Below are 24,349 nucleotides of genomic sequence, written 5' to 3' on the forward strand. Positions count from 1 at the left end.
GGCTAACTGTGGTACTTTTGAGCAGCTAATTTTCTACTTCGGACTTGCTTACACCCTATGTCTGCACCTATTGGTACTTATATTTATCGAGCTTGGGGACAAAGGCCACCTTTTTATATTTTAATACCTTCCGTGGTTATAGCCTTTGCCATGGTGGTGCCTTTGTTTTACTTGGGCTTGAGGGCTTTTCAAGCAGATCCTGCCATGTTGCGGGAGCTGGTTTTTCGGCCGCGCAATTTAGAGCTTCTTAGCAACACCCTTAAGCTTACTTTTGGGGTGCTTTTTATTTCCACCCTTATGGCCTTACCCACAGCTTGGTTAGTAACCCGCACTAACATTCGCTACAAAAAAGCCATTACACTGCTATCGGTTGTGCCCTTAGCCGTACCCGGTTATGTAATGGCCTATGCGCTCCTGGGTTTGGGTGGACACTATGGTATTTTTGCCCAGCTCTTTGGTTGGCAGCTGCCGCGTATCAATGGCTACACTGGGGCCGTTTTAGCCTTAGCCTTTTACACCTTTCCTTACCTGTTTCTTAACCTCCGTTCAGCCTTGTTAGGCTTAGATAGAAGCCTAGAGGAAAGTGCCCAGTCTTTAGGTTACACCCCCCAACAAATATTTTTTAAAGTGCTTTTACCTCACCTAGCCCCGGCTCTTATGGCTGGCTGGCTGGTGATAGGTTTGTATGTTATGGGTGACTTTGGTGCTGTTGCACTCATGCGTTATGACGCTTTTAGCTATGCTATTTTTACGCAATACTCAGGTGCTTTTGATCGGGTTTATGCCGCTTGGCTATCACTCATGCTTTTAGCCTTGGCAGGCAGCTTTGTCATTATGGAAACCTTTGTACTTAAACGAAAACGCCTTGCCAGCGTTGGTAGCGGCATAGCGCGTTCTAAAGCTGCATCAAAATTAGGTTGGAAAGCCATTCCCGCTTGGGTTTATTTGGCCATAGTTTTTTTATGTTCCTCTGGTTTACCCTTAATGATTTTGGCCTACTGGTTAATCTTGGCACCGCCCGATTTAAGCTTTTTCTTAGCGGTACCTGCTACCTTCTTACGCTCTGCTATGGCGGCTTTTCCTGCTGCAATTTTAGCTGCTGGGTTTGCTTTGCCTGTAGCCTATTTGTTAGTGCGCTACCCTTCACGTATTTCTACCGCTATTGAGCGTTCCACCTACATAGGCTATGCACTACCACCTTTAACTTTGGCACTGGCTATGGTGTTCTTTTCTTTAAATACTGCTTTTTTCCTTTACCAAACCCTAGCTTTACTGATTATCACCTGGGCTTTAGCTAGCCTTGCCCTAGCCATGGGACCAATACGTAGCGCACTCTTACAAACACGCTCTAATTTAGAAGAAGCCTCTTTTTCTTTAGGTCATGGAGCAGTTAGCACCTTTTGGTATGTAGTTTTCCCTCGTTTAAATCGTGGAATTCTTGCTTCTATAACCCTTGTTTTTCTCTTCTGTATGAAAGAGCTACCTATTACCTTCCTGCTAGCACCAACGGGTTACACTACCCTTGCAGTGACAGTTTTTAGCCGAACATCAGAAGGCTTAATGGCAGAGGCAGCACCTTTTGCAGCTGCTATCGTGATCTTTTCCAGCCTATCGGTAGGCATGGTTCTCAATCGTGAGAGCAAAAAATGAATACAGCTAATTCGAACCAGACGACTGAACCCTTAATGCGCGTAGAGGGTTTAAGTAAACGCTATAACCAAGCCGATGCACTGGCTGTTAACCAAGTAAGTTTTGATCTTCTGCCGGGTGAAATTTTGGCACTACTTGGTCCCAGTGGTTGCGGAAAAACCACCACCCTTAGAATGCTTGCGGGTTTTGAACACCCAAATGCAGGGCATATTTATTTACACGGGCAGGAGGTTACTGAGTTACCACCACAAAAACGCAATATAGGCATAGTGTTTCAGGATTATGCGCTTTTTCCTCACATGACCTTACTGCGCAATGTTACCTTTGCCATGCGTCATGTACCCAAGGATGAACAAGTCGCTCGTGCAATGGAATGGTTAGATTTAGTAGGTTTAACTGACTATGCCAAACGTTATCCGCATGAGCTTTCTGGTGGGCAGCAGCAGCGGGTCGCCCTAGCTAGAACGCTGGCTGCCGAACCTAAGTTGGTGCTTTTAGATGAACCTTTTTCTAACCTAGATGCCGCATTACGAGAAACCACCCGCAAAGAAATGCGTGAGCTATTTAAAAAGGCAGGTACGTCCGTTATTTTGGTAACTCACGATCAAGCAGAAGCTATGACCTTTGCCGATAAGGTCGGCGTAATGCAACAAGGCAAGCTAATTCAATTAGATACTCCGCAGCAGGTGTACCAAAACCCAGCCACTGCCTTTGTGGCTAAGTTTTTAGGGCATACCAATATTCTTTTAGGCCAAGCCTGCGGCAACCTAGCCCATACACCCTTAGGGCCGATTAACCTAAGCAATAACTTTGAAGGTGAAGTACACCTTTCTTTGCGTCCAGAAAACCTAGTACTAACAGCTTGCAATAACCCCAAGGCAGCAAAAGTAATTGACCGCCAGTTCCGTGGCCATGATTACCTCTATGTATTAGAACAAGATGGCTTGCAATACTGTGCTATTACACCCAGTCATAACTATTTTGAATTAGACAGCCATGTGGCTATTCAAAGTGCTCGTTGTGCTTCCATTCTTCCAGACTAGTTTCTAACTCTGCTAGGCGGTTTTTTAACCGCTTATAAGCAGTAGACTGCCAAGCAGCAAAGGGATTTTGCCAAGCAACACACAAGGCATCAAAAAACTGTTTAGCTCGGCCTGTTAATTTATGGTCAAACAAAAGTGTTAGCGTTAAGCGGTGAACCTCTAGTTCAAAAGCATAGGTAGCACCTGGCTTGCCGTTTAAATTATCGGCACTTATATTAAAAGGTCGCCCAACAGCCAGGGCAAAACACTGTTCATAGGCTTGAGGGTGAACTTCAACTTTTTCAAAAGCTCGCTGCTGGGCTTCGTTGCGTCCATCGGGCACATACCAATAACCAAAGTCTTCTAACAAACGGCGTTCCTCACCGGCAACACACCAATGCGCTATTTCATGCAGCCCGCTAGAAAAGAAACCCCGCGCAAAAACAATCTGGTTAGTTGTTCCTGTTAAACTAGCTGGCAAATAAATGGGTTCGTCCCCACCACGCACCAAACGTGTTTGATAATCGGTATAAAAAACCTCTTCAAACACAGCAATGAGTTGTTCACAGGACTGGTACTCTGAATCAAACATAGTGTTCCTGAATAGAAAAAGTAAGTAACACCCCTAATTTTACTGTTATTTAAGCAATTAGGTAGTGAAATCCGTTAAAATAGTCTTTTATCATTTAAGGCATAAAAAAGCATGTCTCTGGCAATTTTCAAACAGCATAACAAACCCCTTCTTCTTCTTGCTTTACCCCTTTTAGGTGCGCATCTTGCACAAACGGGGATGAGTGTAGCAGACACGATTATGGCAGGGCGCTTAAGCGCTGTAGACCTAGCCGCCGTTGCTGTTGGCTCTAGTGTTTTTATGCCCTTATTATTACTTTTGTTTGGCACGCTTATGGCAACCACACCTTTGGTTGCTCAAGCAAATGGAGCAGGCAATACCAGCATTTTATCGAGAACCATTCAACAAGCAGGCTGGACTTCATTACTGGTAATTTTACCCATCGCTTTTATTTTATATAACAGCCGCGCTATTTTTGACTTTATGTCTGTTACACCAGAAGTAGCTTCTTTGGGTGCTAGCTACTTAAAAGCTATCGCTTGGGGCTTGCCCGCAGTGGCTGTCTTCCAAGTTTTGCGCTGTATGTGCGAAGGGCTTAACCATGCTCGCCCTGTACTGCTCATTAGTGTCGCAGGCCTACTACTAAACATTCCACTTAACTATGTATTAATTTATGGTGAGTTGGGTTTTCCAAAACTAGGAGCCGTAGGTTGTGGTTATGCAACAGCGCTGAGTTTTTGGTTTATGGCCGCCCTTCTTGGGCTTTATGTTCACCTTGAAAAACGCTACCGTAATTTTGCTATTTTTGGCATTTTTCATGGTCCAAGCCTAAAAGAGATGGGGGCAATTCTTTGGCTGGGTTTGCCTATTGGTTTATCTATTTTTGTAGAAGCTTCACTTTTTACTGTAATCACCCTATTTATTGGTGAAATGGGGCGCTTTACTGTGGCAGGGCATCAGGTGGCGCTGAATTTTACTGGCCTATTATTTATGGTTCCGCTTAGTCTAGGTTTAGCACTCACTGTTAAGGTAGGACACGCAGTAGGCGCTAAACGCCTAGTTGAAGCCAGACAAATTGCATTTTATGGTATTGCTTTAGCCTTTCTAGTGGCCTTGGTTTCCTCTCTTTTTATGTGGTTAGCAGCAGATTTAGTCGTCAAACTCTATTCACCTAATCTACAAGTACAACTCTTGGCAGCTAGCCTTATTCAGCTTGCTGTTTGGTATCAAATATCCGATGCCATTCAAATTAATGCAGCCGGTGCTTTGCGTGGTTATAAAGACACTCGCATTATTATGTTAATTACCTTATTTTCCTATTGGATGATTGGTCTAGCGGGCGGCTGGTGGTTAGCTATGACAGATAACTTCTGGGGTGCACAGGGCGTGTATGGTTTCTGGTATGGCCTAATAGCTGGCCTGAGTGTTGCTGCAGCTATTCTTATGTGGCGCTTACACGCCACTAGCCGTGTTCACCCTTAACTGGAGTTTTTATGAAACGAATTAAATTTTTTAGCCTAATATTGGGTCTTTTAGCTTTCAGTTTAAGCGCCAACTTGCTTGCAGAAGGTTGGGCACCCACACCCCACCTGCAAGTAGTAGGTGAAGCTAAACTTAGCCTAGATGCAGACTTGGTTGATATTCACGCCAACTTTAGTGCTGAGCACCAAGATTCCCAACTGGCTATTCAAACACTAGAACAAGACTTCAATCTTTTACTTCGCAATCTAAAGCGTCAAGTGCCACAAGGTGCACGCTTAGAAGCAGGTCAAATTTCTATTTACCCACGCCGAACCCAGCGTAACGAAACTTGGCAAATTACCGGCTATACCGCTAGCCGAGACTTAAAAATCATTGACTTACCTGTAACTCAAACAGGCGAATGGATAGAAAAAATTACCCAAGGTAAGCCTAGCCAGCTAGGGCCAATGCACTATCACAGCAGCCAAGCAGCTAAAAGCCGTAACCCTGCATTAAAAGGGGCATTAAAAGATGCTCAAGAAAAAGCAGAGTTAATGGCAAAAAGTTTAGGGCAAAACCTAGGACGTGCGCTGCAAATACAAGAAATTACTAGCCCAGGTGTTGAATCTCAGAAAATGTTTATGGCTGCCGACTCTGTTAGTCGTTCATCCACACCTGTAGTTGCACCCGGAAAAGTAGAAGCAACAGCCCGTGTTAGGGTTATTTTTGAGTTGTTATAAACCTTCTAATAACTAGGCAGGTAGTTACCCTTTACCTTCTAGTAGGTAACCGCTAAAATACTGTATAGAAACCTAGTGCTGGTTAACTGGCCAGCTGTTTATTTATTCAAGTAGAGGTTGCCATGTTAAAACTCACTAAACGCCAACAACAGGTGTTAGATATTGTAAAACGTGCCATGCGCGATAAAGGCATGCCGCCAACCCGTGCAGAAATTGCTGATATTCTAGGTTTTAAATCAGCCAATGCTGCTGAAGAACACCTAAAAGCCCTAGCCAAAAAAGGTGCCATAGAAATTTTAGCTGGCACCTCTCGTGGTATTCGCATCCTTAATGATGACACCAGCATTAAGGGCACAGAACCTAACTCAGAAGAAAATGACGAAGGCTTACCAGTTTTAGGTCAGGTTGCGGCAGGTAGCCCAGTATTGGCTTCAGAAAATATTGCTTTCCATCTAAAAGTTGACCCTAACTCTTTTCGCAAAAAAGCCGATTACCTATTAAGAGTTAAAGGCTTGAGCATGAAGAATATAGGCATAATGGAAGGCGACCTGCTAGCAGTACACCGCACTACCGATGCCCCACGTAATGGTCAGCTAGTGGTGGCCAGAATTCAAGATGAAGTCACGGTAAAGCGCTTTAAAAAAGAAGGCCACTGGGTTTGGTTATTACCAGAAAATGAAGACTTTGAACCCATTAAGGTGGACCTAAGAGAAGAAACACTAGTAATTGAAGGTTTAGCAGTTGGTTTGATTCGTGATGATTTAAATACAACTTTTCACTAATTAGTGCATTTTAGATTCAATGTATTAGGCAACCAGCCTAGAACTTAACTTTTAATTCTTTACTAACAAATAACCCCGCTTTAAGCGGGGTTATTGTTTATTTGTTAGCAGCTGCTTTTTTGGGTGCCGCCTTAGGCTTAGGTTTTGCCTTGGGTTTGGCTTTAGGTTTATCTTCTACCACCCATTTGGAACCATCATAAAAAGCGCGGAAGCCTGTTGCTTTACCGTCTTTTTCTGCCTGAACATACTGTTCTTTATTTTTTCGAGAATAACGAATAACCGTAGGATTACCTTCAGTATCCTGTTCAGGTGCTTCAAGTAGATAGTGATGCTTAGGGTCTATCTCTGCTTTATGCGGTTTAATTTCGCTCACTAGTGGCGGACGGGTTTCACGCATTTTAGGAAACTGGCTAGCAGCCAAGAAAATGCCACTGGCACCATCACGCAATACATAATGATCTTCTACCTTTAAGCATTTCAGCTCTGGCATAGGTACTGGGTCCATCTTAGGTGGCGCGGCTTCACCACTGCGTAATAACTTACGGGTGTTTTTACACTCGCTATTAGTACAGCCAAAATATTTACCAAAACGGCCTGTTTTCAGCTGCATTTCACTGCCGCATTTATCACAGTCTAGCGTTGGACCTTCATAGCCTTTTAAGCGGAAAGTGCCTTCTTCTATTTGATAACCTGTACAGTCTGGGCTGTTACCACAAACGTGCAGTTTACGCTTTTCATCAATAATAAAGCTTTCCATCGCCGTCCCACACACTTGGCAACGACGCTTAGCCCTTAGCGCATTAGTTTCTGCTTGTTCGTCATCATCATCACCGACAAACTCATCAGCAGATACTAGATTAATAGTGGTTTTGCAGCGTTCTTTAGGAGGCAAAGCATAGCCAGAGCAACCTAAGAAAGTACCTGTTGAAGCAATGCGTATTTGCATGTGTCGACCACAGGTAGGGCAAGGAATATCAGTATCAACCGGCTGGTTAGGGCGCATTCCCTCGGTTGTATCCTGTGCCTTTTCTAGCTGCTTTTTAAAACCTGTATAAAACTTGTCTAAAAGCGTTACCCATTTTTCTTCACCCTGAGCAACAGCATCAAGTGAGTTTTCCATACGGGCAGTAAAGCTAAAATCTAATAAGTCTTGAAAAGATTCAACCAAGCGATCAGTAACAATATCGCCCATTTTTTCAGCATAAAAGCGGCGGTTTTCAACCTTGGCATAACCTCGGTCTTGAATGGTTGAAATAATAGCTGCATAGGTAGAAGGACGACCTATGCCTTGCTTTTCTAGCTCTTTAACCAAAGCCGCTTCAGTAAAGCGTGCTGGTGGTTTAGTAAAGTGCTGGCGTGGATCTAGGCTTTGTAAGTCTAAGGTTTCACCTACTTTTAAATCTGGCAGTACCTGATCTTCACCTTGCTTACCGCTAACGGGTTGAATACGAGTAAAGCCATCAAACTGCAATACACGGCCTTTAGCTTTTAGTTCATAATCTTCAGCCGTTACCTTTAAGGTGGTCGATAAATAACGCGCTGGTGGCATTTGACAGGCAACAAACTGACGCCAGATTAATTCATACAAACGCTGGGCATCTCGCTCTACAGCAGAACCTAAATCTTTGCCTTGCATCTTCACACTAGAAGGACGTATCGCTTCGTGCGCTTCTTGTGCTCCGTCTTTACTAGAATAAACTTGGGGTGTATCGGGTAAATATTCTTTGCCTAACTCTTGGGCTATCCAGTCACGGCAAGCTGCAACGGCATCTTGTGAAAGGTTGGTTGAGTCGGTACGCATATAGGTAATATGACCGGCTTCATATAAGCGCTGTGCTAGGGTCATGGTTTTCTTAACAGAAAAACCTAAGCGTGTACTGGCTGCCTGTTGCAAGGTAGAAGTAATAAAAGGTGCAGAAGGTCGGCTGCTAGTCGGTTTGTCTTCTCTATCTGCAACGGTATAAACTGCTGGCTGCAACTCAGCCAAAGCAGCATCGGTTTCTGCTTTGCTATTAGGGCGAAAAGCCTTGCCTGCTTTTTTAGCAACAGCACAGGCTAACTCTATGGCTTTTTTATTTTGTAGATGGGCAGTAACATCCCAATATTCTTCAGGAATAAACGCACGTATTTCACGTTCGCGCTCTACAATTAAGCGCACAGCGACTGACTGTACACGACCCGCCGACAAACCCCGCGCTACCTTTGACCAAAGCAAAGGCGAAACCATATAGCCTACAACTCTATCTAAGAAGCGTCGTGCCTGCTGAGCATGCACACGGTTCATATCTAGCCTACTAGGTGATTCAAAGGCCTGAGTTATTGCTTTTTTAGTTATCTCGTTAAAAACCACACGGCGGTAGCGAGAATCATCACCACCCAAAGTTTCCCGCAGGTGCCAAGCAATGGCTTCCCCTTCGCGGTCCAAATCCGTTGCCAGATAAATCATGTCAGCATTTTTAGCCAACTTCTTTAATTCATCGACTACCTTTTCTTTGCCTGGCAGAATTTCATAGTGGGCTGTCCAGCCATCTTCAGGATTCACACCCATGCGTGCAAAAAGCTGCTGCTGTGCCTTGTGCTTTTTTTCTTCAGGCGTCAAGCCTTTAGTACTAGTGCGTGCGGCTGTTGTTTTGCCGCTACCACTAACAGGCAAATCACGAATATGACCAACGCTAGACTTAACAATGTATTCACTGCCTAAGTATTTATTAATTGTTTTAGCTTTGGCCGGTGACTCGACGATGACCAGTGATTTACCCATTCCGCTTTATATCCCATTGACTTATATAGAGAAGCTTAAAATAACCTAGTAAAGGCTGACTACAGTAACCTAGAGCGTGCTAGGTTTCCAGCCTGCTTAAGTAAAAGGCTAAAAGCAACCTTTAGTAAAAGCTAGCAGTTTTTCAATTTGCCTTGCTGGAAATAAATTTCAACCGGTGGTAAAACTAGTTAAAACATTAAACCTAACCGAGTCACCCACTTATGAAAAAAAACCTCTACCCACTAATGCTGGCCTTGTTATTACTTACACAGCCAGCCCTTGCCAAAGACAAGAATACTGCCAAAATACTGGTTGGCGAATGGCGCTGCACACAAAATCTAACACCAGAAGAAGGAATTAACCTAAGCGTTGAGTATATCCAGCTATTTACTGCACAACGCAACTTTACGCTAGATGGCACTATGGAAATTAGCTTTACTATGGAAGAAATGCGCCAGATGCTAGGTGGTGGCTCACTTAACTACCTGTTTGAAGGCAGTGGCAGCTGGTCAACCCAACCTAAGCGCCTCACTATAAAAACAGAAAATGCCAATATGACACCCAACAGCCCCCTTGCTCAACAAATGCATGATGCTGGCATTATGGATGTTAACGACCTGAGAGATATGCAAAGCGAAGATGCATTTATTATTAACAGCCTAACTAGAAATTCTTTAACGTTAACCCATGAGGAAGAAGGTTTTACTACTCAGTGTTCTCGTACTAAGTAAGGTTAGAAAAGGCTCGACTGATTTATTTCTTTATCGGTTGAGCTAGTTGCCTTTAAAGCCTCAGCTTTAGCACGCGCTACTCGTAAACGACGCTGCTGACATAAACGCACCACCTTACGCTTATCAGCCGTACTAAGTTTGAGCCAGTACAAACGCTCATCTCGTGAGCGATAACAGCCTTTGCAATAGCCTCGGTTGTTTACCTCACAAACACCTATGCAGGGGCTAGGTATTTCAAAAAACTCCAGTTGCTGCATTATCTTTGCCCTCCAAGCTTGAAGTAGATAACAGATAAAAAATCAACTTAAAATTTACTTTTTTTTATCTTTTTTAACTTGAAATTTTGCAAGAGCACACCCTATCAAGCTTACAGAATAGTAGAGGCCAACTGCCGCTTCTTGTAGACAGCCATTTTCACCATCACACACTATATCGCGCTTCACTTTAAAAAATAACACTATATAATGTGTCATCCAGCAGATACCGCCATTACAACACTGCTTACAAAATTTCAAGCCCAGCTACAAAAAACACCCAATAGGATTTAATTATGACAGACTTTAAGACCATAAAAGTAACCAAGCGCGATGGTCGCCAAGAATCGATCGATCTAGACAAGATTCATCGTGTTCTTGACTGGGCTGCTATGGGATTAGAGAAAGTTTCAGTATCACAAGTTGAACTAAAATCTCACATCCAGTTTTACAATGGCATACGCACACGTGATATCCATGAAACCATTATTAAAGCAGCCGCAGACTTAATTTCTGAAGACACACCTGACTACCAGTACCTAGCTGCACGCTTAACCGTTTTTCATCTACGTAAAATTGCCTATGGCGAATTTGAGCCACCCCACCTTTTTGACCAGGTCACCAAGCTAACCAACGACAAGCGTTATGACAGCCATATTCTACGTGACTATGACAAGGCAGATTTTGACACCTTAAACGACTACCTAGACCACAACCGTGATTTAAACTTTTCTTATGCTGCCATTAAACAATTAGAAGGCAAATACCTAGTACAAAACCGCGTTACTAAAGAAGTTTATGAAAGCCCACAGATGCTCTACATGCTTATTGGTATGTGTCTATTTGCTGACTACCCTAAAGCCACACGTTTAAGTTATGTGAAGCGTTTTTATGATGCCATTTCACTGTTTAAAATCTCACTGCCTACACCCATAATGGCGGGTGTTCGTACCCCATCACGCCAATTTAGCTCTTGCGTGCTTATTGAGTGCGATGACAGCCTAGATTCCATTAGCGCCACTACCTCAGCCATAGTTAAATACGTTTCTTTACGTGCCGGTATTGGCATCAATGCAGGCCGTATTCGTGCTATCGGCAGCCCCATACGTGGCGGTGAAGCCCAGCATACAGGCTGTATTCCTTTCTTTAAGCTTTTCCAAGCTGCGGTTAAGTCTTGCTCACAAGGCGGTGTACGTGGTGGTGCAGCCACTCTGTTTTACCCCCTATGGCACTTAGAGGTTGAATCTTTATTAGTACTTAAAAATAACCGAGGTGTAGAAGAAAACCGTGTTCGCCACATGGATTACGGTGTTCAGCTAAACAAACTGATGTATCAGCGCCTAATTAAAAATGGCAACATCACCCTTTTCTCACCCCATGAAGTGCCTGGCCTTTACGATGCCTTCTTTGAAGACCAAGACGAGTTTGAACGCCTTTATGTTCAATACGAACAAGATGAAAGCATTACCAAGCGCAGCCTGCCAGCTAGTGAACTCTTTTCATTAATGATGCAAGAGCGTGCTAGCACCGGCCGTATTTATATACAGAACGTAGACCACTGTAATACACACAGTCCGTTTGACCCACGCGTTGCACCTATACGCCAGTCCAACCTCTGCCTAGAAATAGCGCTGCCCACTAGTCCGCTAAACAATATTAATGATGCAGATAAAGAAATAGCCCTTTGCACGCTCTCAGCCTTTAACCTAGGCGCACTAGAAAGCCTAGATGAGTTAGAAGCGCTAGCTGATTTAACGGTAAGAGCCTTAGATTCACTGCTTACCTACCAAGACTACCCGCTAGCAGCAGCACGTAATGCCACCATGAAGCGTCGTACTCTAGGCATTGGGGTTATTAACTATGCCTACTACCTAGCAAAAAATGGCTTAAAGTATTCCGATGGTTCAGCCAATGCCTTAACCCATAGAACTTTTGAAGCCATTCAGTATTACTTACTCAAAGCTTCTAACAACCTATCTAAAGAGTTTGGTCCTTGTACTGCGTTTAATGAGACCACCTACTCGCAGGGTATTTTACCTATAGATACCTACAAAAAAGACCTAGATGCTATTTGCCAAGAACCGCTGCATTTAGATTGGGAAACGCTACGTGCCGATATAGTTAAACATGGCTTGCGTAACTCTACCCTGTCATCATTAATGCCTTCAGAAACCTCCAGTCAGATTTCTAACGCAACCAACGGTATAGAACCACCGCGTGGTTTAGTCACTATTAAGCAGTCTAAAGACGGTATTCTTAAGCAGGTTGTACCAGGCTACGAAGAGTTAAAAAACCAGTATGAACTGCTATGGAACATGCCTAACAACGAAGGTTATTTACACCTAGTTGGCATTATGCAGAAGTTTGTAGACCAAGCCATTTCTGCCAACACCAACTACGACCCACAGCGTTTTGAAGGTGGCAGAGTACCTATGAGACAACTACTAACCGATTTGTTAACTGCCTATAAGTTTGGTCTAAAAACACTCTACTACCAAAACACTCGCGATGGTGCAGACGACAGCCAAAGCGATATGGAAGACGATTGCGCTGGTGGCGCTTGCAAGATTTAAGGGTAAACAACTATGAAATACAGTACTTTTTCACTACTTGATAACGACCAGCTTAAAGAACCCATGTTCTTTGGTCAGTCGGTGAATGTTGCACGTTACGATCAGCAAAAATACCCGATTTTTGAACAGCTTATTGAAAAACAACTGTCATTTTTTTGGCGACCAGAAGAAGTGGATGTATCGCAGGATAGAAGCGATTACCGCAACCTGCCCGACCACGAAAAACATATATTCATTAGTAATTTAAAATATCAAATACTGCTCGACTCAATTCAAGGCCGTAGCCCTAATGTGGCTTTTTTGCCTTTGGTTTCCCTACCCGAGCTAGAAACTTGGATAGAAACTTGGTCTTTTTCAGAAACCATTCATTCGCGCTCTTATACGCATATTATTCGTAATATAGTGAATGACCCTGCTGTGGTTTTTGATGACATTATGCGTAATCAGCACATCATTGAGCGTGCGACCGATATTTCTAAATATTACGATGATTTAATTCAATACACCCTGCTGTACACCAAGCTAGGCGCTGGCACCCACACAGTTAATGGTAAAACACACCAGGTCAATTTATTTGAGCTTAAGCGTAAACTTTACCTTTGTATGATGAGCGTGAATGTACTAGAAGCCATACGCTTCTACGTTAGCTTTGCTTGCTCTTTTGCCTTTGCAGAACGCCGCTTAATGGAAGGTAACGCTAAAATTATTCGTTTAATTGCCCGTGATGAAGCGCTCCACCTAGTAGCAACTCAGCACATCATAAACATTATGCAAGAAGGCAAGGATGATCCAGAAATGGCTGAAGTTGCCCGTTCTTGCCATGCAGAAAGTATTAAAATGTTTAAACATGCTGCCCAGCAAGAAAAAGAGTGGGCTAAGTATTTGTTTAAAGATGGCTCCATGATTGGCTTAAACAATGTCATTCTAGATCAGTACATTGAATACATAACCAACCACCGTATGCGTGCTGTTGGTCTTGAGCCAGCATTTGAAAAAGCCACCCATAATCCTATTCCTTGGATTAACGCCTGGACCTCTTCAGACAACGTACAGGTTGCCCCCCAAGAAGTGGAAGTTAGTTCTTACTTGGTGGGTCAAATCAATTCAGAAATTTCTGCTGACGACCTAGGCGATTTTGAGCTGTAATATGAAAAAAGCGATTCAAATCAGCACCGAAGACCTAGTATTTCAACTAGACCCTTCAGAAACCCTGCTTGAAGGCCTAGAGCGTACTGGCCACCAAGTAGAATACCAGTGCCGCAGTGGTTACTGCGGTTCTTGCCGCGTAACCCTTCACTCAGGCAGGGTAGAATACCAAGAGCAACCCTTGGCCTACTTGCAAGAGAATGAAATTCTACCCTGCTGCTGCCGACCACTAGAACCGCTAGAAGTTAGTGTTGGCTTAATCACTAAAGCTAAAAAAAGTGCTTAATCAAGCTGTTTCAAAACAAACATCAACTTAAAAAAATAACTTGCCCAATAAACACCCAACTAAAATTAAAAAAACAAATTTACCAAGTAAAATGTGCCCTGTTTGCTTACGGCCTTTCACTTGGAGAAAAAAGTGGGAAAAAAATTGGGCAAATGTTAAATACTGCTCTAAACGTTGTGCAAAGCAAAAAGCCGCTAGTTAACCACTAACTTCACCTCTACCAACGCCATTCCCTGCATAGCTTGTTGCCTTAACGCTTTAAGCCCTTGCAGGGTTTGGCAGTAGTTTTGAAATTCTTCTGTTAAGTCAGTTTGTTTAGCTAAATTAGGTAAAAACTTAAGCTGCTCATTGGGTAGCATGGCTGCTTTTGCTGTTTTTTGAAGCAGATCAAGTTTAGGTAACAAGATGCTTTGGTAGGTTTTACCTGCTAAGGCAATTCTTACACCTGCTGGGTCGAAGTCACCGAAGTAGCAAGCCGGTTTATTAGCCGCTAACCAAGCCTTGCGTAATTCTTTAGTGCCTTGGCTGGAGGTTTTATCGCCACGGTAAACCACTAGCTGTTCTGGCGTTTCTGTAATAGCAAACTTTTCTAATTCATAAAAACAATCTAGGTTTTCTACCACTAGCAGGTGGGTGAATTGGTTTAAATCTAGCTGCTCTAAACGTACATCTATAAATTGGGCTGAAAAGTTTAAGCCTGAAGCAATTGGTTGAGGTAAGCGCATTAAAAAGCGGTTATACCTAGGGGCGCGGCCTTTACGCTTTTGTTCTTGATTGCTTAAGCTTGCCTGCTCTAAACGGTTTTTATTAGTTAAATCTTCTCTAAAGCAGGTTTGGTCCAACTGCCGCTGAGTGTCAGCAATAAGGTTTAGCAGCTCACCTGTTAAAATAAATTCAGGTTTATGCAGGCTGCTTTCAGCAATCAAATCTAAATTAATGCACCAGTCTAAAATCTCTTGAAATGTCTTCAAGTTAGTTTTTATACGCTTGTTGCCTAAAGCTTTTACAGAAGGCTCTTGGTCTGTTAACCAGCTATTAGCTTGGGCTGATAAAGTATCATTATTAATCACTTTAATGCCCTACCTTAGCTGCAGATGTAAATCGCTAATTAACATTAAATGATTCATGGCTGAAACAGGGGTTTCTTGGTTTTTTAGGCGTAGCATTTGTTGTTGTTCTTGCGGTAGAGATTGGTAGTCGGCTAGCACTTGGTAGAGCCAAATTTCACTATCCCACGTCAGTTGCTGTTCTTCTAAATACTGGTAAGCACTAACTGGTTGGTTTTGTTCTGCCACATACAAATAAAAACTTTCCACATCCTGCTTTAAGGCTTGCTGGCGAGCGGCTATTTCTTTATCTAAAGGGGATAACTCAGTAAAGCTGGCTGCTTGCTGGTTTTCTTGCTGCTGATGGTTAATTTTAGGTAACTGATGAACCAAGTGGCTCAGTTGTTGCCTATCACTGGCTTTATCTAGGGCAATACCTGCTGCAGGAATAATACTGGCGGCTAGGTTAAAAAGTGTTGGGACTTGTGTTCGCTCTGGGTAGTTGGCTGGGCGATAAGCTGGGTGTTGGCGCAGGTAGGCAACCATATTGTTAATAAGCAAGGAACGTGCTTGCTGCTGCCTAAATTTCGCCAGCAGCTCTATTAAGCGCTTTTGTACTTCTAACAGACTACTATGGTGGGCGCTGGCTTGAAGCTGTAATTGGCTAACCAGTAGCTTTCTTAGTTGGCTATTACCTTCTGCTAGTTCAATAAGCTGGCTAAAGTCGATCAGCTCTAAGCCATCTAACAAACGCCTAAGTTGTTGCTGAGCGCGTTGGTTTTCACGAATTTTATCTTTTAGGCTGCTAACAAAACCAAAATCACTGTTTAACCTATTCCATAAGCTGTCGATTGCTTCTTCAAACTGGCCGCTTAGATCATGTACTTGCTCGGTTAAACGCTGTAACTGGGTTTCTGCTATTAGGTAGTCACCCTGGTGCTGGGCTTCTTTATAGGCTTGTACGCGGTTATGAATTTGTTCTAGTTTTTCTGCTACATCGGCATTCACTTGGCGGCGGTTTTCATCGGCCACCATACTGGCAATCAGCTCACTGACCAAAGGCCGTAAAGTAAGCGATTGCTGTTCATCCGGCCGCCATAAAATACGCGCCGCCATTAGGCTTTTAAGGGCTTTGTCAGTTAGAGCAGTCTCATCTATAAAACCTTCTAAATAAGCCTGCATCAGCACTTTATGGTGCTTGCCTAAAAGGGCTAGGCGCTCTGCCCCTATCGCAAAGAGGTTAGAGGCTAGGCCTGCCTTTACCTCAGCCATTAGATAAGTTCCTCTTGGGTTGGCTCATCGGCAACAGGCAGTTGCTCTTCATCACGAATGAAGCGAATAATATCCATCAAGTAATCTATCTTGCCGGTTATTTTGAAATATTGCCGATCACTGTGCGGCTGAATAAGGTAGCCGTGTTCTTTTAACCGGTTAAATACCAATTTTACCTGCAGATCTAGCGCTTCACTTTTACTATTAAAAAAGCGATCAGTTGCTAACTGGTTAAAGCGCTGCCTTAGTCCGTGATTGTCTTCTGTTTTTAGAATAAATTCTTGAACTTGCAAGGTATCCCCTGCGGTTAAAGCCGTATCTCGCCCCAGGGTTTCTTGAATAAGCTGCATCCACTCTAAAATGGGTAATAACGACTGAACCGTTAAAACAAACTGACTAGAAAGGTGCTCTCTAGCGGCTTGGGTGAGTTCTTGATAAGCAAGAAAATAGACACTTTTTTCATCGTTATAAGCTAAACGGCGGTTTAAAGGGCGCAAATAGTGATTTAGCTTTTCTTGGAGCTGATCATCACTTAAACGGCGGTGTGCATCGCTATCGTTAATTTCACAAATAAAATCGCCAGCCAATAAGCGTTCGATTAGTGGGCCATGTTCTATCATTGGCTTGCCTCTTTTCGTTTTGCTGCTAGCAGTTCTGCTAAGCGATTAACTGGCGGTTGAATGCGTTTTAACTGGCTGTTTTCTATTAAATAACGGTGTTTGAAAAGCATTAAAACATCGGATTCAGCATTAGGAAAAGCGCCCATTATCACTATTTGATTCTTGCTACAGGCATGAAAAAGCTTTTCTACATTGTGATAAGCCAGCGTACCAATTTCATCAATAGGCCAATGCAAGGTGACTTGTGCATCACCCCTTAGCAGGCGGGTAAATGCCAGCAAATACTTACATAAAATTAAATAGGCCATGCCATGACTAGAGGATTCGAGCAGTTGGCGATCATTTTTAATGATTAAATCTGAAGCCCCTTCGCTTAAATGCAGTTCTAACCTTAATAGTGATTCTATTGAATAGTGTTCATCAGAGCGAATCAGCTCAACCACATCGGCTAGGGCATTAAGGTAGTCATCGGTGGGTAAATCTTTGCCTGAACGCTGCCAATCATCGTAGCGTTTAGCAAAACGTTTTAATGGCTGCCAAAAACCTAGTTCATCAATGGTAGAAAGAATTTTCACTTCCGATTTGCTAATGCCTTCTAGCTCTAAATCATCGGTCACGGCTTCGCTTAAACGGCGGCTTTGTTGGGCTATGCGGCGGTTAATATCATTAAATACAGTAAAGAATTTTTTAAGATCACCACCTATGTTTTCGCCCATGTCTAAAAGCTGTTGTTGCTGATCTTTTAAAATGTGCAGCAAATTAACCATAATCGGCAGTTGTTGGCGTTTAGTGGCACTACTGGGTAGGTTATTTTTTTCTTGCTCGAAACGGTTTAAAAAGTCTGCGCCAGCATCTTGACTCAATAGCCGTTCAAAATTATCAAAGCGTTTGTTTAGGTCTTGGTCTTGTTGGTTTAGGTCTTTTAGTGCCTCGGCAGTGCGTGCAAGGCGTTCTTCTAAACCTGAGGTTGCCGTTAGTTGGGCAGGAACTACTTCAAAGAGGTTGAGTTCAGCTAGGCTACTTAATAACGGTTTTAATTGGTTAATCAAGTTATCGGCCTGTTGAATTTGTTGCTTTAAGCTTTGCTGGGCTTCCACTAACGCTCTACGCTGGCTGGTATAGGTGTTTTTTAGCTGCTCTAGTTGTTGTTTTAAATCCCTAAGTTGCTGCTTAAGTTGCATTTCCTGTTCAAGCAATTCTGGGCGTAGTTTTTGCCAGTCCACCTGCATAAACTCTAGCCAGTTATTAAGTTCACCCTGGCGCTCTTCTACCTGTTTAATGGCATTGTGTAGTTGCTGTTGGCGTTCTTTTAGCTGATTAAGCCGATGAGTATCTATACCCTTGGCGCTTAGTTCTTCTGCAAAGGCTTGCTCTAGCTCTTTTAGTTGCGCTTGGTTTTCTTGGCGCTTGGCTGCTAGCTGTTCTTCCAGCTGTGCTAGCTGTTCATCTAGGTTGTTAATTTCCGTTTGCCAGTCTGCTTTTAACTCAAGACGTTGTGCTTGGTGGTCCTTGTTCATGGCTTTTAAGTCTTGCTGCTGTTGCTCGCTTAAAGCAGCTAGCTGGGCTTCTTGCGTTTGAATTTGCTGGCGAATTTTGGCTTGGCGTTGGCTAGCAAGCGTTGCTTGTTGGGCTTTGAGTCTATCTCTAGCATCGCGCGCGTAATCAATATTCTGGTCGCTTTCACGGCTTTTCCATTCAGCTTGATCCACCAAGGCGCTTACTTTTTCAAAAGCTTCATGGCTGGCTTGCAGGGTATTTTCTGCGAGTGTTTTTTGCTGCTTGGCTTCTTCTAATCTTTCTTCTGCTGTTTTAATACGCAACTTAATGGCTGTTTCATCTTGTGCGTAATCCGGCACTTCCAGCGCATTTAAATCAATAGTTAGCCCATAAAGACTAGCCGTCAGTTCGGTTAAATTGGGCTGTAAATCTTGCCTTTCTAATAAATTTTCATCTATTACTTTACCTAGGCTAGTTTCCCAACCTGAATAATGCAGACGCAAGAAATGACGCAAGCTGCCTTGCTCTGGTGTTAACTGCCTATGTAAATCTTGTAGCTGTTGCTCGGCGGCTTGCTGGTGTTTCTTCTGGCTAATGAGCTTTAGGTCTGCCGTATTTCGTGCTTCTTGGGCTAGGCGCTTTTGCTCTTGCAGGTTTTGTAATTCACGACTTTGAACTTGGGCTTGGGTTTGTGCTTGCTCTAAGCGCATTTCAGCCTGACGCAGTTCATCCATTTCTGCTTCCGTTAAGGCAGAAAGCTTGAGTTCGCTTTGCATTACAGCCAAGTCACTTTTGCTTTGGACTAACTGCTCGGCAAAAAGATTTTGCTGGGCTTGGTAACGGCTTTGGAAGTTTTGATCTAAGCTGGCTAGCTTAGTGTCTTGCGTTTCTCTAACTTGATCTTTTTTGGCCTGTAGCTGCTTGGCTTTAGCCCCCTGCTGCTGACTTAAACGTTCTAGGCTTTCGGCTAGTTTCAATTTACGTTGTTCTAACTGGCGTTCTAAATCATCATGCTGTTCAGCAATTAGTTGGTATTGTTCTTGGAGTTCTACAAGGTTTTCTCGCCACAAAGGTAGGGCATCGGTATCCCTTTGCAGCTGAGCCATGTCCTGCGCTTCGTAGTCTTCATAGCGGCTGTGAATACGGTTTAGGCGCAGCGATGTTTCGTTTAAATCTTGGTTACTCTTACTAGATAGGCTGTTAAGTTCCGTTTCCTGCTCTTCAAACGCAATTTTTAGTTGGTTTAGCTGACCTGCCAAGGCATTGAATTTTTCTTCGTAATCGGCACGCGCTAATTTTTGGGTTTCTTGATCTTCACGCAAGAGAGGTTCGAGTGCAGCAAGTTGCGCTTCGATATTAGCCAGTTGTTGAGCCAGTTTTGTAAGCTGGTCAAAATCTTTTTCTAGTTGGGCAAGTTTCATGGACTGGCGCATTTCTTGTATCCATTCTCGTGCCTTGGTGTTTCTTACCCGTGTGGTGGGCAGGGTTACGCCATCTTCTTCAAAAATAGCCGCTAGCATGGATTTCAAAGTATCCATTTTGCCTTCTTTGGCATGCACCGCACTAACCAGCTTTTCTATATGACGCAGCTTATGATTGCCGCTAACCAAGCTAAAGCTGGCAGCTAAACGCCTTAGCTTCAAACTCTCGCTATTATTACCTCTTAGGGCTGCGGCATCGTTTTGAATAATACTGCGGTATTCGCTGGTGGCACTAATTTTATGGGAAATTTTACCCGGTGCGACTTGGCGCATTCTGCTTGCCCAGTCAGCATAGCTAAGGGCTTTTACACCTTCTTGGGTTTCTTCTAGGTAGTCTTCACTTAAATAAGGCGTGCCTACAAAGCGGTAATCTAAGCCACCTTCATTTTTACGGGTGAGCACCACTTGGCAGATATCACCGCCTTCTCTTTGGTATTCATAAATTAGGTAGCTGTTGCTAAAAGGCAGGTAAAACTCATCAAACTTTTTGCGCGTTTTGGGTACCACACGGTTAGGCAGTTCACCAAAAAAAACCGGCACTAGCCTTTGTAGGGTAGTTTTACCCGAAGCGTTAGTACCACAAATGTTGGTGTGTTGATCCATTTGAATTTCTACCACGCCGGGTAGATGAGTATGAATCAAGATAATGCGTAAAAGTTGTGACATAAGGCTTCCTATTAACAGAGTTTCCTAGCTATCAACGCCCTTCCACCTTAAAAAAGAGTCGATTAAATAACGTGAAATGGAGGCTTTTGCAGGGAGTTCGGGTAGCTGGTCGAAGGGATACCACTGGGCATCTTCTATCTCTATACCATCAAAGGCAATATCGCCGCCTTGATACTCGGCCCAGTAACCCAACATTAGGGAGTTAGGAAAAGGCCAGGATTGGCTGCCTAGGTATTTAAAATTGCCAATTTTTACGCTGACTTCTTCTTCAACTTCACGGTGTAGGGCTTGTTCTGCCGATTCACCTGCTTCAATAAAACCTGCCAAGGTGCTGTAAACACCGGGTGCAAAGCGTGGGCTACGTGCCAGTAATAAAGCATCTTCTCGCCACACAAGGGTAATAATGCAGGGTGAAACACGTGGGTATTGGCGCAAGTGGCAACGTGGGCATTGGTGGGCGTATTCATCATTTCTGGGCTGGGTTTTACAACCACAGCGCCCACAATAGCGGTGTTGTTCCTGCCAGTTAGCTAGGCTTGCCGCCGTGGCTAGCAGGTCAAAGCTTTCGGCATCGCTTTCAAGCAACCAGCTACGCAAATTAGGCCAGTCTTCTGCTTTAGCTTCACCGCGTTTGGCTAGGCGTAACAAGAGCGGCATACCATTTTTGCGCCCCATAACTACTAATTTAGCGTGTTTTCTAGGGTCATAAAAGGCCGTTTCTAACCAGCCGCTGGCAGACTCTTTAACTGGGCGAATACAACCTGAACCGCAGGTTACTATACCTATGGCTTCACCTGTTTTTATTTCGCTAGGACCACGTAAAAAGCCGGTGAGTGGTTGCTGCTGAGGAAATTCAGCTTGTAGGGGATGCCACATCCTGTTGCTCCATCTGCTGCCAAAGGCTGGTTTGTCCGGCTTTTTTACTAACAAATTCTAATTTAGCTTGGTGGGCAGCTAGCTCTGCTTCAGTTGCTAGCTGCACTCTTAAATGCTGTTGGTCTTCATAGGCAACACGGCGAATGGTCGAGTTTAAATCCCTAACCACACCGCTCATTTCATCGTCTTCATCTCCACCTAAAAGTAGTCGAGTTTGTCCACCCGTCATGGTTAGGTAAAGGTCGGCAAGAATTTCTGAATCAAGCAAAGCGCCATGCAGGGTTCTTGCGGTGTTATCTATGTTATAGCGTTTACACAAGGCATCTAGGCTGTTGCGCTGGCCTGGGTGACGACGACGTGCAAAAGCTAGGGTATCAAATACTTTGCAGTAGTCTTCAATACGACCGTAGCGTTGTTCACCTAGCTGCTGGTTAAGTGTGGCAAGTTCACTATCTAAAAAGCCAACGTCAAAGGGCGCGTTATGAATAATCAGCTCGGCACCATCTATATAGCTAATAAATTTATCAGCTAGGGCTGCAAATAAAGGTTTGTCTTTTAAGTCATCCCAAGTGAAGCCGTGTACTTGCGCTGCTTCTTCATCCACTTCTCTTTCGGGGTTAAGGTATTCATGAAAATTATTACCCGTTAGGTTGCGGCTTACCATTTCCACACAACCTATTTCGATTAGCCTATGGCCTTCTTTGGGGTCTATACCTGTTGTTTCGGTATCTAGTACTACTTGCCTCATGCTGCTTTCCTTTTACTGCTGGTCTTACAGATTAGGGTTGGGGTCGGTTACACCACGATTAGCTAGGTCATCTGCGGCTTCGTTACCGGGATCGCCCGCATGGCCTTTTACCCAATGCCATTCTACTTCATGGCGTTGCGCTTGTTCATCTAGCCTTTTCCATAAATCTTGGTTTTTAACGGCTGAACCTGAAGCGGTTCGCCAGTTTTTCTTTTTCCAGTTGGGCATCCATAAGGTAATGCCCTGGCGCACGTATTGAGAATCGGTGTGCAAATCTACATGACAACTACGCTTTAAGGTTTCTAAAGCTTTAATGGCTGCCATTAATTCCATGCGGTTATTAGTGGTGTCGCTTTCGCCACCCCAAAGCGCTCGTTCGACTTCGCCGTAGCGCAATAAAGCACCCCAGCCACCTCGCCCTGGGTTACCTTTACAGGCACCATCGGTATAAATAATGACTCTTTTTTTATCGGACAAATCACTTCTCTGTTTTTAAACTGGTTCGGGTTGGAGAGGCTACCGGTTGATTAGATAACCAATTCGTACTTTTTGGTGCGACTTTTGGCCTTAAGGGGCTGCCGACACGTTTTTTTATTCTTAATAAATAAATGCCTGCTAAAGGCCAGTTTTTTTTATCTAAGCGTTGGTCTAGCTCTGCCAAACGCGTTAAGATTTTTTTATTATTGCAAGCAGGGCGATGAAATATTTGCTGACACGCTTCTTGTTTTAAGTCTAAAAACTCAAACCAATCTTGCAGTTTTTTTTGACTCAGCAATTCAGCAGATTTTAGCACTTGCAGCGGCTCAGCCTGCAAACTTTTGGGTAATAATCGTGCTAATCCCCAAAGGCTAAGTGGATTAAAACCAATAATTAATAGCTCACCTTTAGGTAAGGTTACTCTAGCGGCTTCTTTTAAAAGCGCATGGGGTCGATCAAAAATCTCTAGCGAATGATGCAACAAAACCACATCCATTGAATCGTTAGGTAAGGGCAAGTGTGAAGGGTCAGCAATTAAGCAGCTCGTATGCTCAGCCAATTCAAAATTGGGGCGCCATTCTATCTGATGCTTAATGGTGCAACTTGCTAGCAGAGGTTTGGAAGGACAAGAACCAACACTTAGCACGTGGTAACCACACAGGCTTTCCATTATAGGCGCTAAAAGTTCAGCTTCCACTCGCAAAACTTCTTTACCTAGATGAGAAGCCCAAAAAGTCTGCCAAGCTTGCCAAGTTAAGGTGTTAGTCTGAGCTTCTAAAGCTTGGTCGTCTGAATTTTGCAGATGCATAGCCGATGCCGTAGAGTTAAGTTAGGTTTATATAAGATTAACACAGCAACCCTTTGATAACAGGAAAACACCATGCTTGAAGTTCAGCCCATTCACGCTTTTAACGATAACTACATTTGGCTAATTAAAGCACCTAATCAACAAACTTGTTGGGTGGTCGATCCTGGCGATGCTGCGCCTGTACAGAATTATTTAAAAACAGCAAACCTAACCCTAGAAGGCATTTTGCTGACCCACCACCATTACGACCATATTGATGGTGTTGCTGAACTGGCTAAACAAGGCGTTGAGGTGGTCGGCTTTGCAAAAGATGCTAAGCGCTTACCTACTTTAACCCAAGCAGTGCAGCAGGGTGCTACTTTTGATTTATTAGGGCAAAGCGTAGAGGTTATGGAAGTACCAGGGCACACCCTAGGGCATATCGTTTATTTTATAAAAAATGAACACCAGCCTTTGTTATTTAGTGGCGACACTTTATTTGCTGCGGGTTGCGGGCGCATGTTTGAAGGCACACCAGAACAAATGCAGGCTTCTTTACAAAGCTTGGCTGAGTTACCTGAGAACACCCTTGTTTTTGCCGCTCATGAATACACGCTAAGTAACTTGAAGTTTGCCTTGCAGGTAGAACCAAACAATACTGCCTTACAAGCACGCATGCTTGAGTCAACAAAACTAAGAGAAGCAAACCAGCCTACCTTGCCCTCTAATATAGGGATTGAGTTAGCCACCAATCCTTTCTTGCGTTTGAATCAACCAGAAGTATTGGCTTCCTTACAAGCACGTCAGCCAAATGCTAACTTAAGCGCTCCTGCTGAAGCATTCAAAATCCTAAGAAGCTGGAAGGATACTGCCTAGTTACCTTTAGATAACTAGTGTTTACT

22 protein-coding genes are annotated in these 24,349 nt (G+C 43.6%); 11 read left to right on the forward strand and 11 right to left on the reverse strand.

What is annotated here, in order from left to right:
* Positions 1-57: 57 nt before the first annotated feature.
* Both H571_RS0100270 and H571_RS13655 read left to right on the forward strand, forming a co-directional pair.
* The gene (locus H571_RS0100270; RefSeq protein ID WP_051168025.1) at positions 58-1,650 is read left to right on the forward strand and encodes an ABC transporter permease; all 1,593 of its coding nucleotides are present in this window, start codon (positions 58-60) and stop codon (positions 1,648-1,650) included.
* Positions 1,647-2,693, forward strand: coding sequence for an ABC transporter ATP-binding protein (locus tag H571_RS13655; RefSeq protein ID WP_036217004.1), 1,047 nt, complete (start codon positions 1,647-1,649; stop codon positions 2,691-2,693). Before H571_RS0100270 ends, H571_RS13655 begins: the two co-directional genes overlap by 4 nt.
* On the opposite strand, the gene H571_RS13660 is transcribed toward H571_RS13655, so the two are convergent.
* On the reverse strand, positions 2,653-3,264 hold the full coding sequence (locus H571_RS13660) for an elongation factor P hydroxylase (protein ID WP_084482568.1): 612 nt from the start codon (positions 3,262-3,264) through the stop codon (positions 2,653-2,655). The genes H571_RS13655 and H571_RS13660 overlap by 41 nt on opposite strands.
* Positions 3,265-3,375: 111 nt before the next feature.
* Between H571_RS13660 and H571_RS0100285 the strand changes: the two genes are divergently transcribed.
* From H571_RS0100285 to lexA, 3 genes are all read left to right on the forward strand, one after another.
* The gene (locus H571_RS0100285) at positions 3,376-4,725 is read left to right on the forward strand and encodes an MATE family efflux transporter (RefSeq protein WP_036217007.1); all 1,350 of its coding nucleotides are present in this window, start codon (positions 3,376-3,378) and stop codon (positions 4,723-4,725) included.
* 11 nt (positions 4,726-4,736) lie between these two features.
* On the forward strand, positions 4,737-5,444 hold the full coding sequence (locus tag H571_RS0100290) for an SIMPL domain-containing protein (protein WP_027847556.1): 708 nt from the start codon (positions 4,737-4,739) through the stop codon (positions 5,442-5,444).
* A 122-nt stretch (positions 5,445-5,566) separates the two neighbouring features.
* Complete coding sequence (gene lexA / locus H571_RS0100295; RefSeq protein ID WP_027847557.1) at positions 5,567-6,226, forward strand: transcriptional repressor LexA; 660 nt, start codon at positions 5,567-5,569, stop codon at positions 6,224-6,226.
* Positions 6,227-6,323: 97 nt separating this feature from the next.
* Here lexA and topA read toward each other — a convergent pair whose 3' ends face one another.
* On the reverse strand, positions 6,324-8,987 hold the full coding sequence (gene topA, locus H571_RS13665) for a type I DNA topoisomerase (protein ID WP_036217009.1): 2,664 nt from the start codon (positions 8,985-8,987) through the stop codon (positions 6,324-6,326).
* A gap of 221 nt (positions 8,988-9,208) precedes the next feature.
* Here topA and H571_RS0100305 point away from each other — a divergent pair, with 221 nt between their 5' ends.
* Positions 9,209-9,718 carry a hypothetical protein gene (locus H571_RS0100305; protein WP_027847558.1) on the forward strand — a complete coding sequence of 170 codons (510 nt, stop codon included), beginning with the start codon at positions 9,209-9,211 and terminating at the stop codon, positions 9,716-9,718.
* A gap of 2 nt (positions 9,719-9,720) precedes the next feature.
* Here H571_RS0100305 and H571_RS0100310 read toward each other — a convergent pair whose 3' ends face one another.
* Positions 9,721-9,975 carry a DUF1289 domain-containing protein gene (locus tag H571_RS0100310; RefSeq protein WP_027847559.1) on the reverse strand — a complete coding sequence of 85 codons (255 nt, stop codon included), beginning with the start codon at positions 9,973-9,975 and terminating at the stop codon, positions 9,721-9,723.
* A gap of 293 nt (positions 9,976-10,268) precedes the next feature.
* On the opposite strand from H571_RS0100310, the gene nrdA reads away from it, so the two are divergent.
* Genes nrdA through H571_RS15685 form a run of 4 tightly spaced genes read left to right on the forward strand, consistent with a single transcriptional unit; the run spans position 10,269 to position 14,179 of the window.
* Positions 10,269-12,545 (forward strand): class 1a ribonucleoside-diphosphate reductase subunit alpha, encoded by a 2,277-nt coding sequence (nrdA, locus tag H571_RS0100320; RefSeq protein WP_027847560.1) that lies wholly within the window; start codon positions 10,269-10,271, stop codon positions 12,543-12,545.
* A gap of 12 nt (positions 12,546-12,557) precedes the next feature.
* Positions 12,558-13,691 (forward strand): class Ia ribonucleoside-diphosphate reductase subunit beta, encoded by a 1,134-nt coding sequence (gene nrdB, locus H571_RS0100325; protein WP_027847561.1) that lies wholly within the window; start codon positions 12,558-12,560, stop codon positions 13,689-13,691.
* A gap of 1 nt (position 13,692) precedes the next feature.
* A complete protein-coding gene (gene yfaE / locus H571_RS0100330) occupies positions 13,693-13,977 on the forward strand; it encodes a class I ribonucleotide reductase maintenance protein YfaE (protein WP_036217010.1) in 285 nt (94 codons plus the stop codon).
* A 40-nt stretch (positions 13,978-14,017) separates the two neighbouring features.
* A complete protein-coding gene (locus H571_RS15685; protein WP_281167258.1) occupies positions 14,018-14,179 on the forward strand; it encodes a DUF2256 domain-containing protein in 162 nt (53 codons plus the stop codon).
* On the opposite strand, the gene H571_RS0100335 is transcribed toward H571_RS15685, so the two are convergent.
* From H571_RS0100335 to H571_RS15355, 8 genes are read right to left on the reverse strand one after another with little or no spacing between them, the layout of a single operon-like run.
* A complete protein-coding gene (locus H571_RS0100335) occupies positions 14,172-15,047 on the reverse strand; it encodes a DUF7281 domain-containing protein (RefSeq protein ID WP_027847563.1) in 876 nt (291 codons plus the stop codon). The two genes, H571_RS15685 and H571_RS0100335, sit on opposite strands and share 8 nt — an antisense overlap.
* Positions 15,048-15,056: 9 nt before the next feature.
* Positions 15,057-16,295 (reverse strand): hypothetical protein, encoded by a 1,239-nt coding sequence (locus tag H571_RS0100340; protein WP_027847564.1) that lies wholly within the window; start codon positions 16,293-16,295, stop codon positions 15,057-15,059.
* Positions 16,295-16,915, reverse strand: a complete 621-nt coding sequence (locus H571_RS0100345; RefSeq protein ID WP_027847565.1) for a hypothetical protein — start codon at positions 16,913-16,915, stop codon at positions 16,295-16,297. Before H571_RS0100345 ends, H571_RS0100340 begins: the two co-directional genes overlap by 1 nt.
* Positions 16,912-20,559 carry an ATP-binding protein gene (locus H571_RS0100350; RefSeq protein ID WP_027847566.1) on the reverse strand — a complete coding sequence of 1,216 codons (3,648 nt, stop codon included), beginning with the start codon at positions 20,557-20,559 and terminating at the stop codon, positions 16,912-16,914. Before H571_RS0100350 ends, H571_RS0100345 begins: the two co-directional genes overlap by 4 nt.
* Before the next feature lie 24 nt (positions 20,560-20,583).
* The gene (nudC, locus tag H571_RS13670) at positions 20,584-21,435 is read right to left on the reverse strand and encodes an NAD(+) diphosphatase (RefSeq protein ID WP_051168026.1); all 852 of its coding nucleotides are present in this window, start codon (positions 21,433-21,435) and stop codon (positions 20,584-20,586) included.
* The gene (gene dnaQ, locus H571_RS0100360) at positions 21,413-22,183 is read right to left on the reverse strand and encodes a DNA polymerase III subunit epsilon (RefSeq protein WP_027847567.1); all 771 of its coding nucleotides are present in this window, start codon (positions 22,181-22,183) and stop codon (positions 21,413-21,415) included. Before dnaQ ends, nudC begins: the two co-directional genes overlap by 23 nt.
* A 24-nt stretch (positions 22,184-22,207) precedes the next feature.
* The gene (gene rnhA, locus H571_RS0100365) at positions 22,208-22,660 is read right to left on the reverse strand and encodes a ribonuclease HI (RefSeq protein ID WP_027847568.1); all 453 of its coding nucleotides are present in this window, start codon (positions 22,658-22,660) and stop codon (positions 22,208-22,210) included.
* Position 22,661: 1 nt separating this feature from the next.
* The gene (locus H571_RS15355; RefSeq protein WP_051168027.1) at positions 22,662-23,468 is read right to left on the reverse strand and encodes a class I SAM-dependent methyltransferase; all 807 of its coding nucleotides are present in this window, start codon (positions 23,466-23,468) and stop codon (positions 22,662-22,664) included.
* A gap of 72 nt (positions 23,469-23,540) precedes the next feature.
* On the opposite strand from H571_RS15355, the gene gloB reads away from it, so the two are divergent.
* The gene (gloB, locus tag H571_RS0100375; protein ID WP_027847569.1) at positions 23,541-24,323 is read left to right on the forward strand and encodes a hydroxyacylglutathione hydrolase; all 783 of its coding nucleotides are present in this window, start codon (positions 23,541-23,543) and stop codon (positions 24,321-24,323) included.
* The last annotated feature ends 26 nt before the right edge of the window (positions 24,324-24,349 follow it).

The sequence above is a fragment of the Marinospirillum minutulum DSM 6287 genome, assembly GCF_000422325.1.
Lineage (GTDB): Bacteria > Pseudomonadota > Gammaproteobacteria > Pseudomonadales > Halomonadaceae > Marinospirillum > Marinospirillum minutulum.

What these genes read in the sequence shown, in the direction of transcription:
- H571_RS0100270 (WP_051168025.1), top strand. Translation starts at nt 58, where the DNA reads ATGTCTGCACCTATTGGTACTTATATTTATCGAGCTTGGGGACAAAGG.
- H571_RS13655 (WP_036217004.1), top strand. Translation starts at nt 1,647, where the DNA reads ATGAATACAGCTAATTCGAACCAGACGACTGAACCCTTAATGCGCGTA.
- H571_RS13660 (WP_084482568.1), bottom strand. Translation starts at nt 3,264, where the DNA reads ATGTTTGATTCAGAGTACCAGTCCTGTGAACAACTCATTGCTGTGTTT.
- H571_RS0100285 (WP_036217007.1), top strand. Translation starts at nt 3,376, where the DNA reads ATGTCTCTGGCAATTTTCAAACAGCATAACAAACCCCTTCTTCTTCTT.
- H571_RS0100290 (WP_027847556.1), top strand. Translation starts at nt 4,737, where the DNA reads ATGAAACGAATTAAATTTTTTAGCCTAATATTGGGTCTTTTAGCTTTC.
- lexA (WP_027847557.1), top strand. Translation starts at nt 5,567, where the DNA reads ATGTTAAAACTCACTAAACGCCAACAACAGGTGTTAGATATTGTAAAA.
- topA (WP_036217009.1), bottom strand. Translation starts at nt 8,987, where the DNA reads ATGGGTAAATCACTGGTCATCGTCGAGTCACCGGCCAAAGCTAAAACA.
- H571_RS0100305 (WP_027847558.1), top strand. Translation starts at nt 9,209, where the DNA reads ATGAAAAAAAACCTCTACCCACTAATGCTGGCCTTGTTATTACTTACA.
- H571_RS0100310 (WP_027847559.1), bottom strand. Translation starts at nt 9,975, where the DNA reads ATGCAGCAACTGGAGTTTTTTGAAATACCTAGCCCCTGCATAGGTGTT.
- nrdA (WP_027847560.1), top strand. Translation starts at nt 10,269, where the DNA reads ATGACAGACTTTAAGACCATAAAAGTAACCAAGCGCGATGGTCGCCAA.
- nrdB (WP_027847561.1), top strand. Translation starts at nt 12,558, where the DNA reads ATGAAATACAGTACTTTTTCACTACTTGATAACGACCAGCTTAAAGAA.
- yfaE (WP_036217010.1), top strand. Translation starts at nt 13,693, where the DNA reads ATGAAAAAAGCGATTCAAATCAGCACCGAAGACCTAGTATTTCAACTA.
- H571_RS0100340 (WP_027847564.1), bottom strand. Translation starts at nt 16,295, where the DNA reads ATGGCTGAGGTAAAGGCAGGCCTAGCCTCTAACCTCTTTGCGATAGGG.
- H571_RS0100345 (WP_027847565.1), bottom strand. Translation starts at nt 16,915, where the DNA reads ATGATAGAACATGGCCCACTAATCGAACGCTTATTGGCTGGCGATTTT.
- H571_RS0100350 (WP_027847566.1), bottom strand. Translation starts at nt 20,559, where the DNA reads ATGTCACAACTTTTACGCATTATCTTGATTCATACTCATCTACCCGGC.
- nudC (WP_051168026.1), bottom strand. Translation starts at nt 21,435, where the DNA reads ATGTGGCATCCCCTACAAGCTGAATTTCCTCAGCAGCAACCACTCACC.
- dnaQ (WP_027847567.1), bottom strand. Translation starts at nt 22,183, where the DNA reads ATGAGGCAAGTAGTACTAGATACCGAAACAACAGGTATAGACCCCAAA.
- H571_RS15355 (WP_051168027.1), bottom strand. Translation starts at nt 23,468, where the DNA reads ATGCATCTGCAAAATTCAGACGACCAAGCTTTAGAAGCTCAGACTAAC.
- gloB (WP_027847569.1), top strand. Translation starts at nt 23,541, where the DNA reads ATGCTTGAAGTTCAGCCCATTCACGCTTTTAACGATAACTACATTTGG.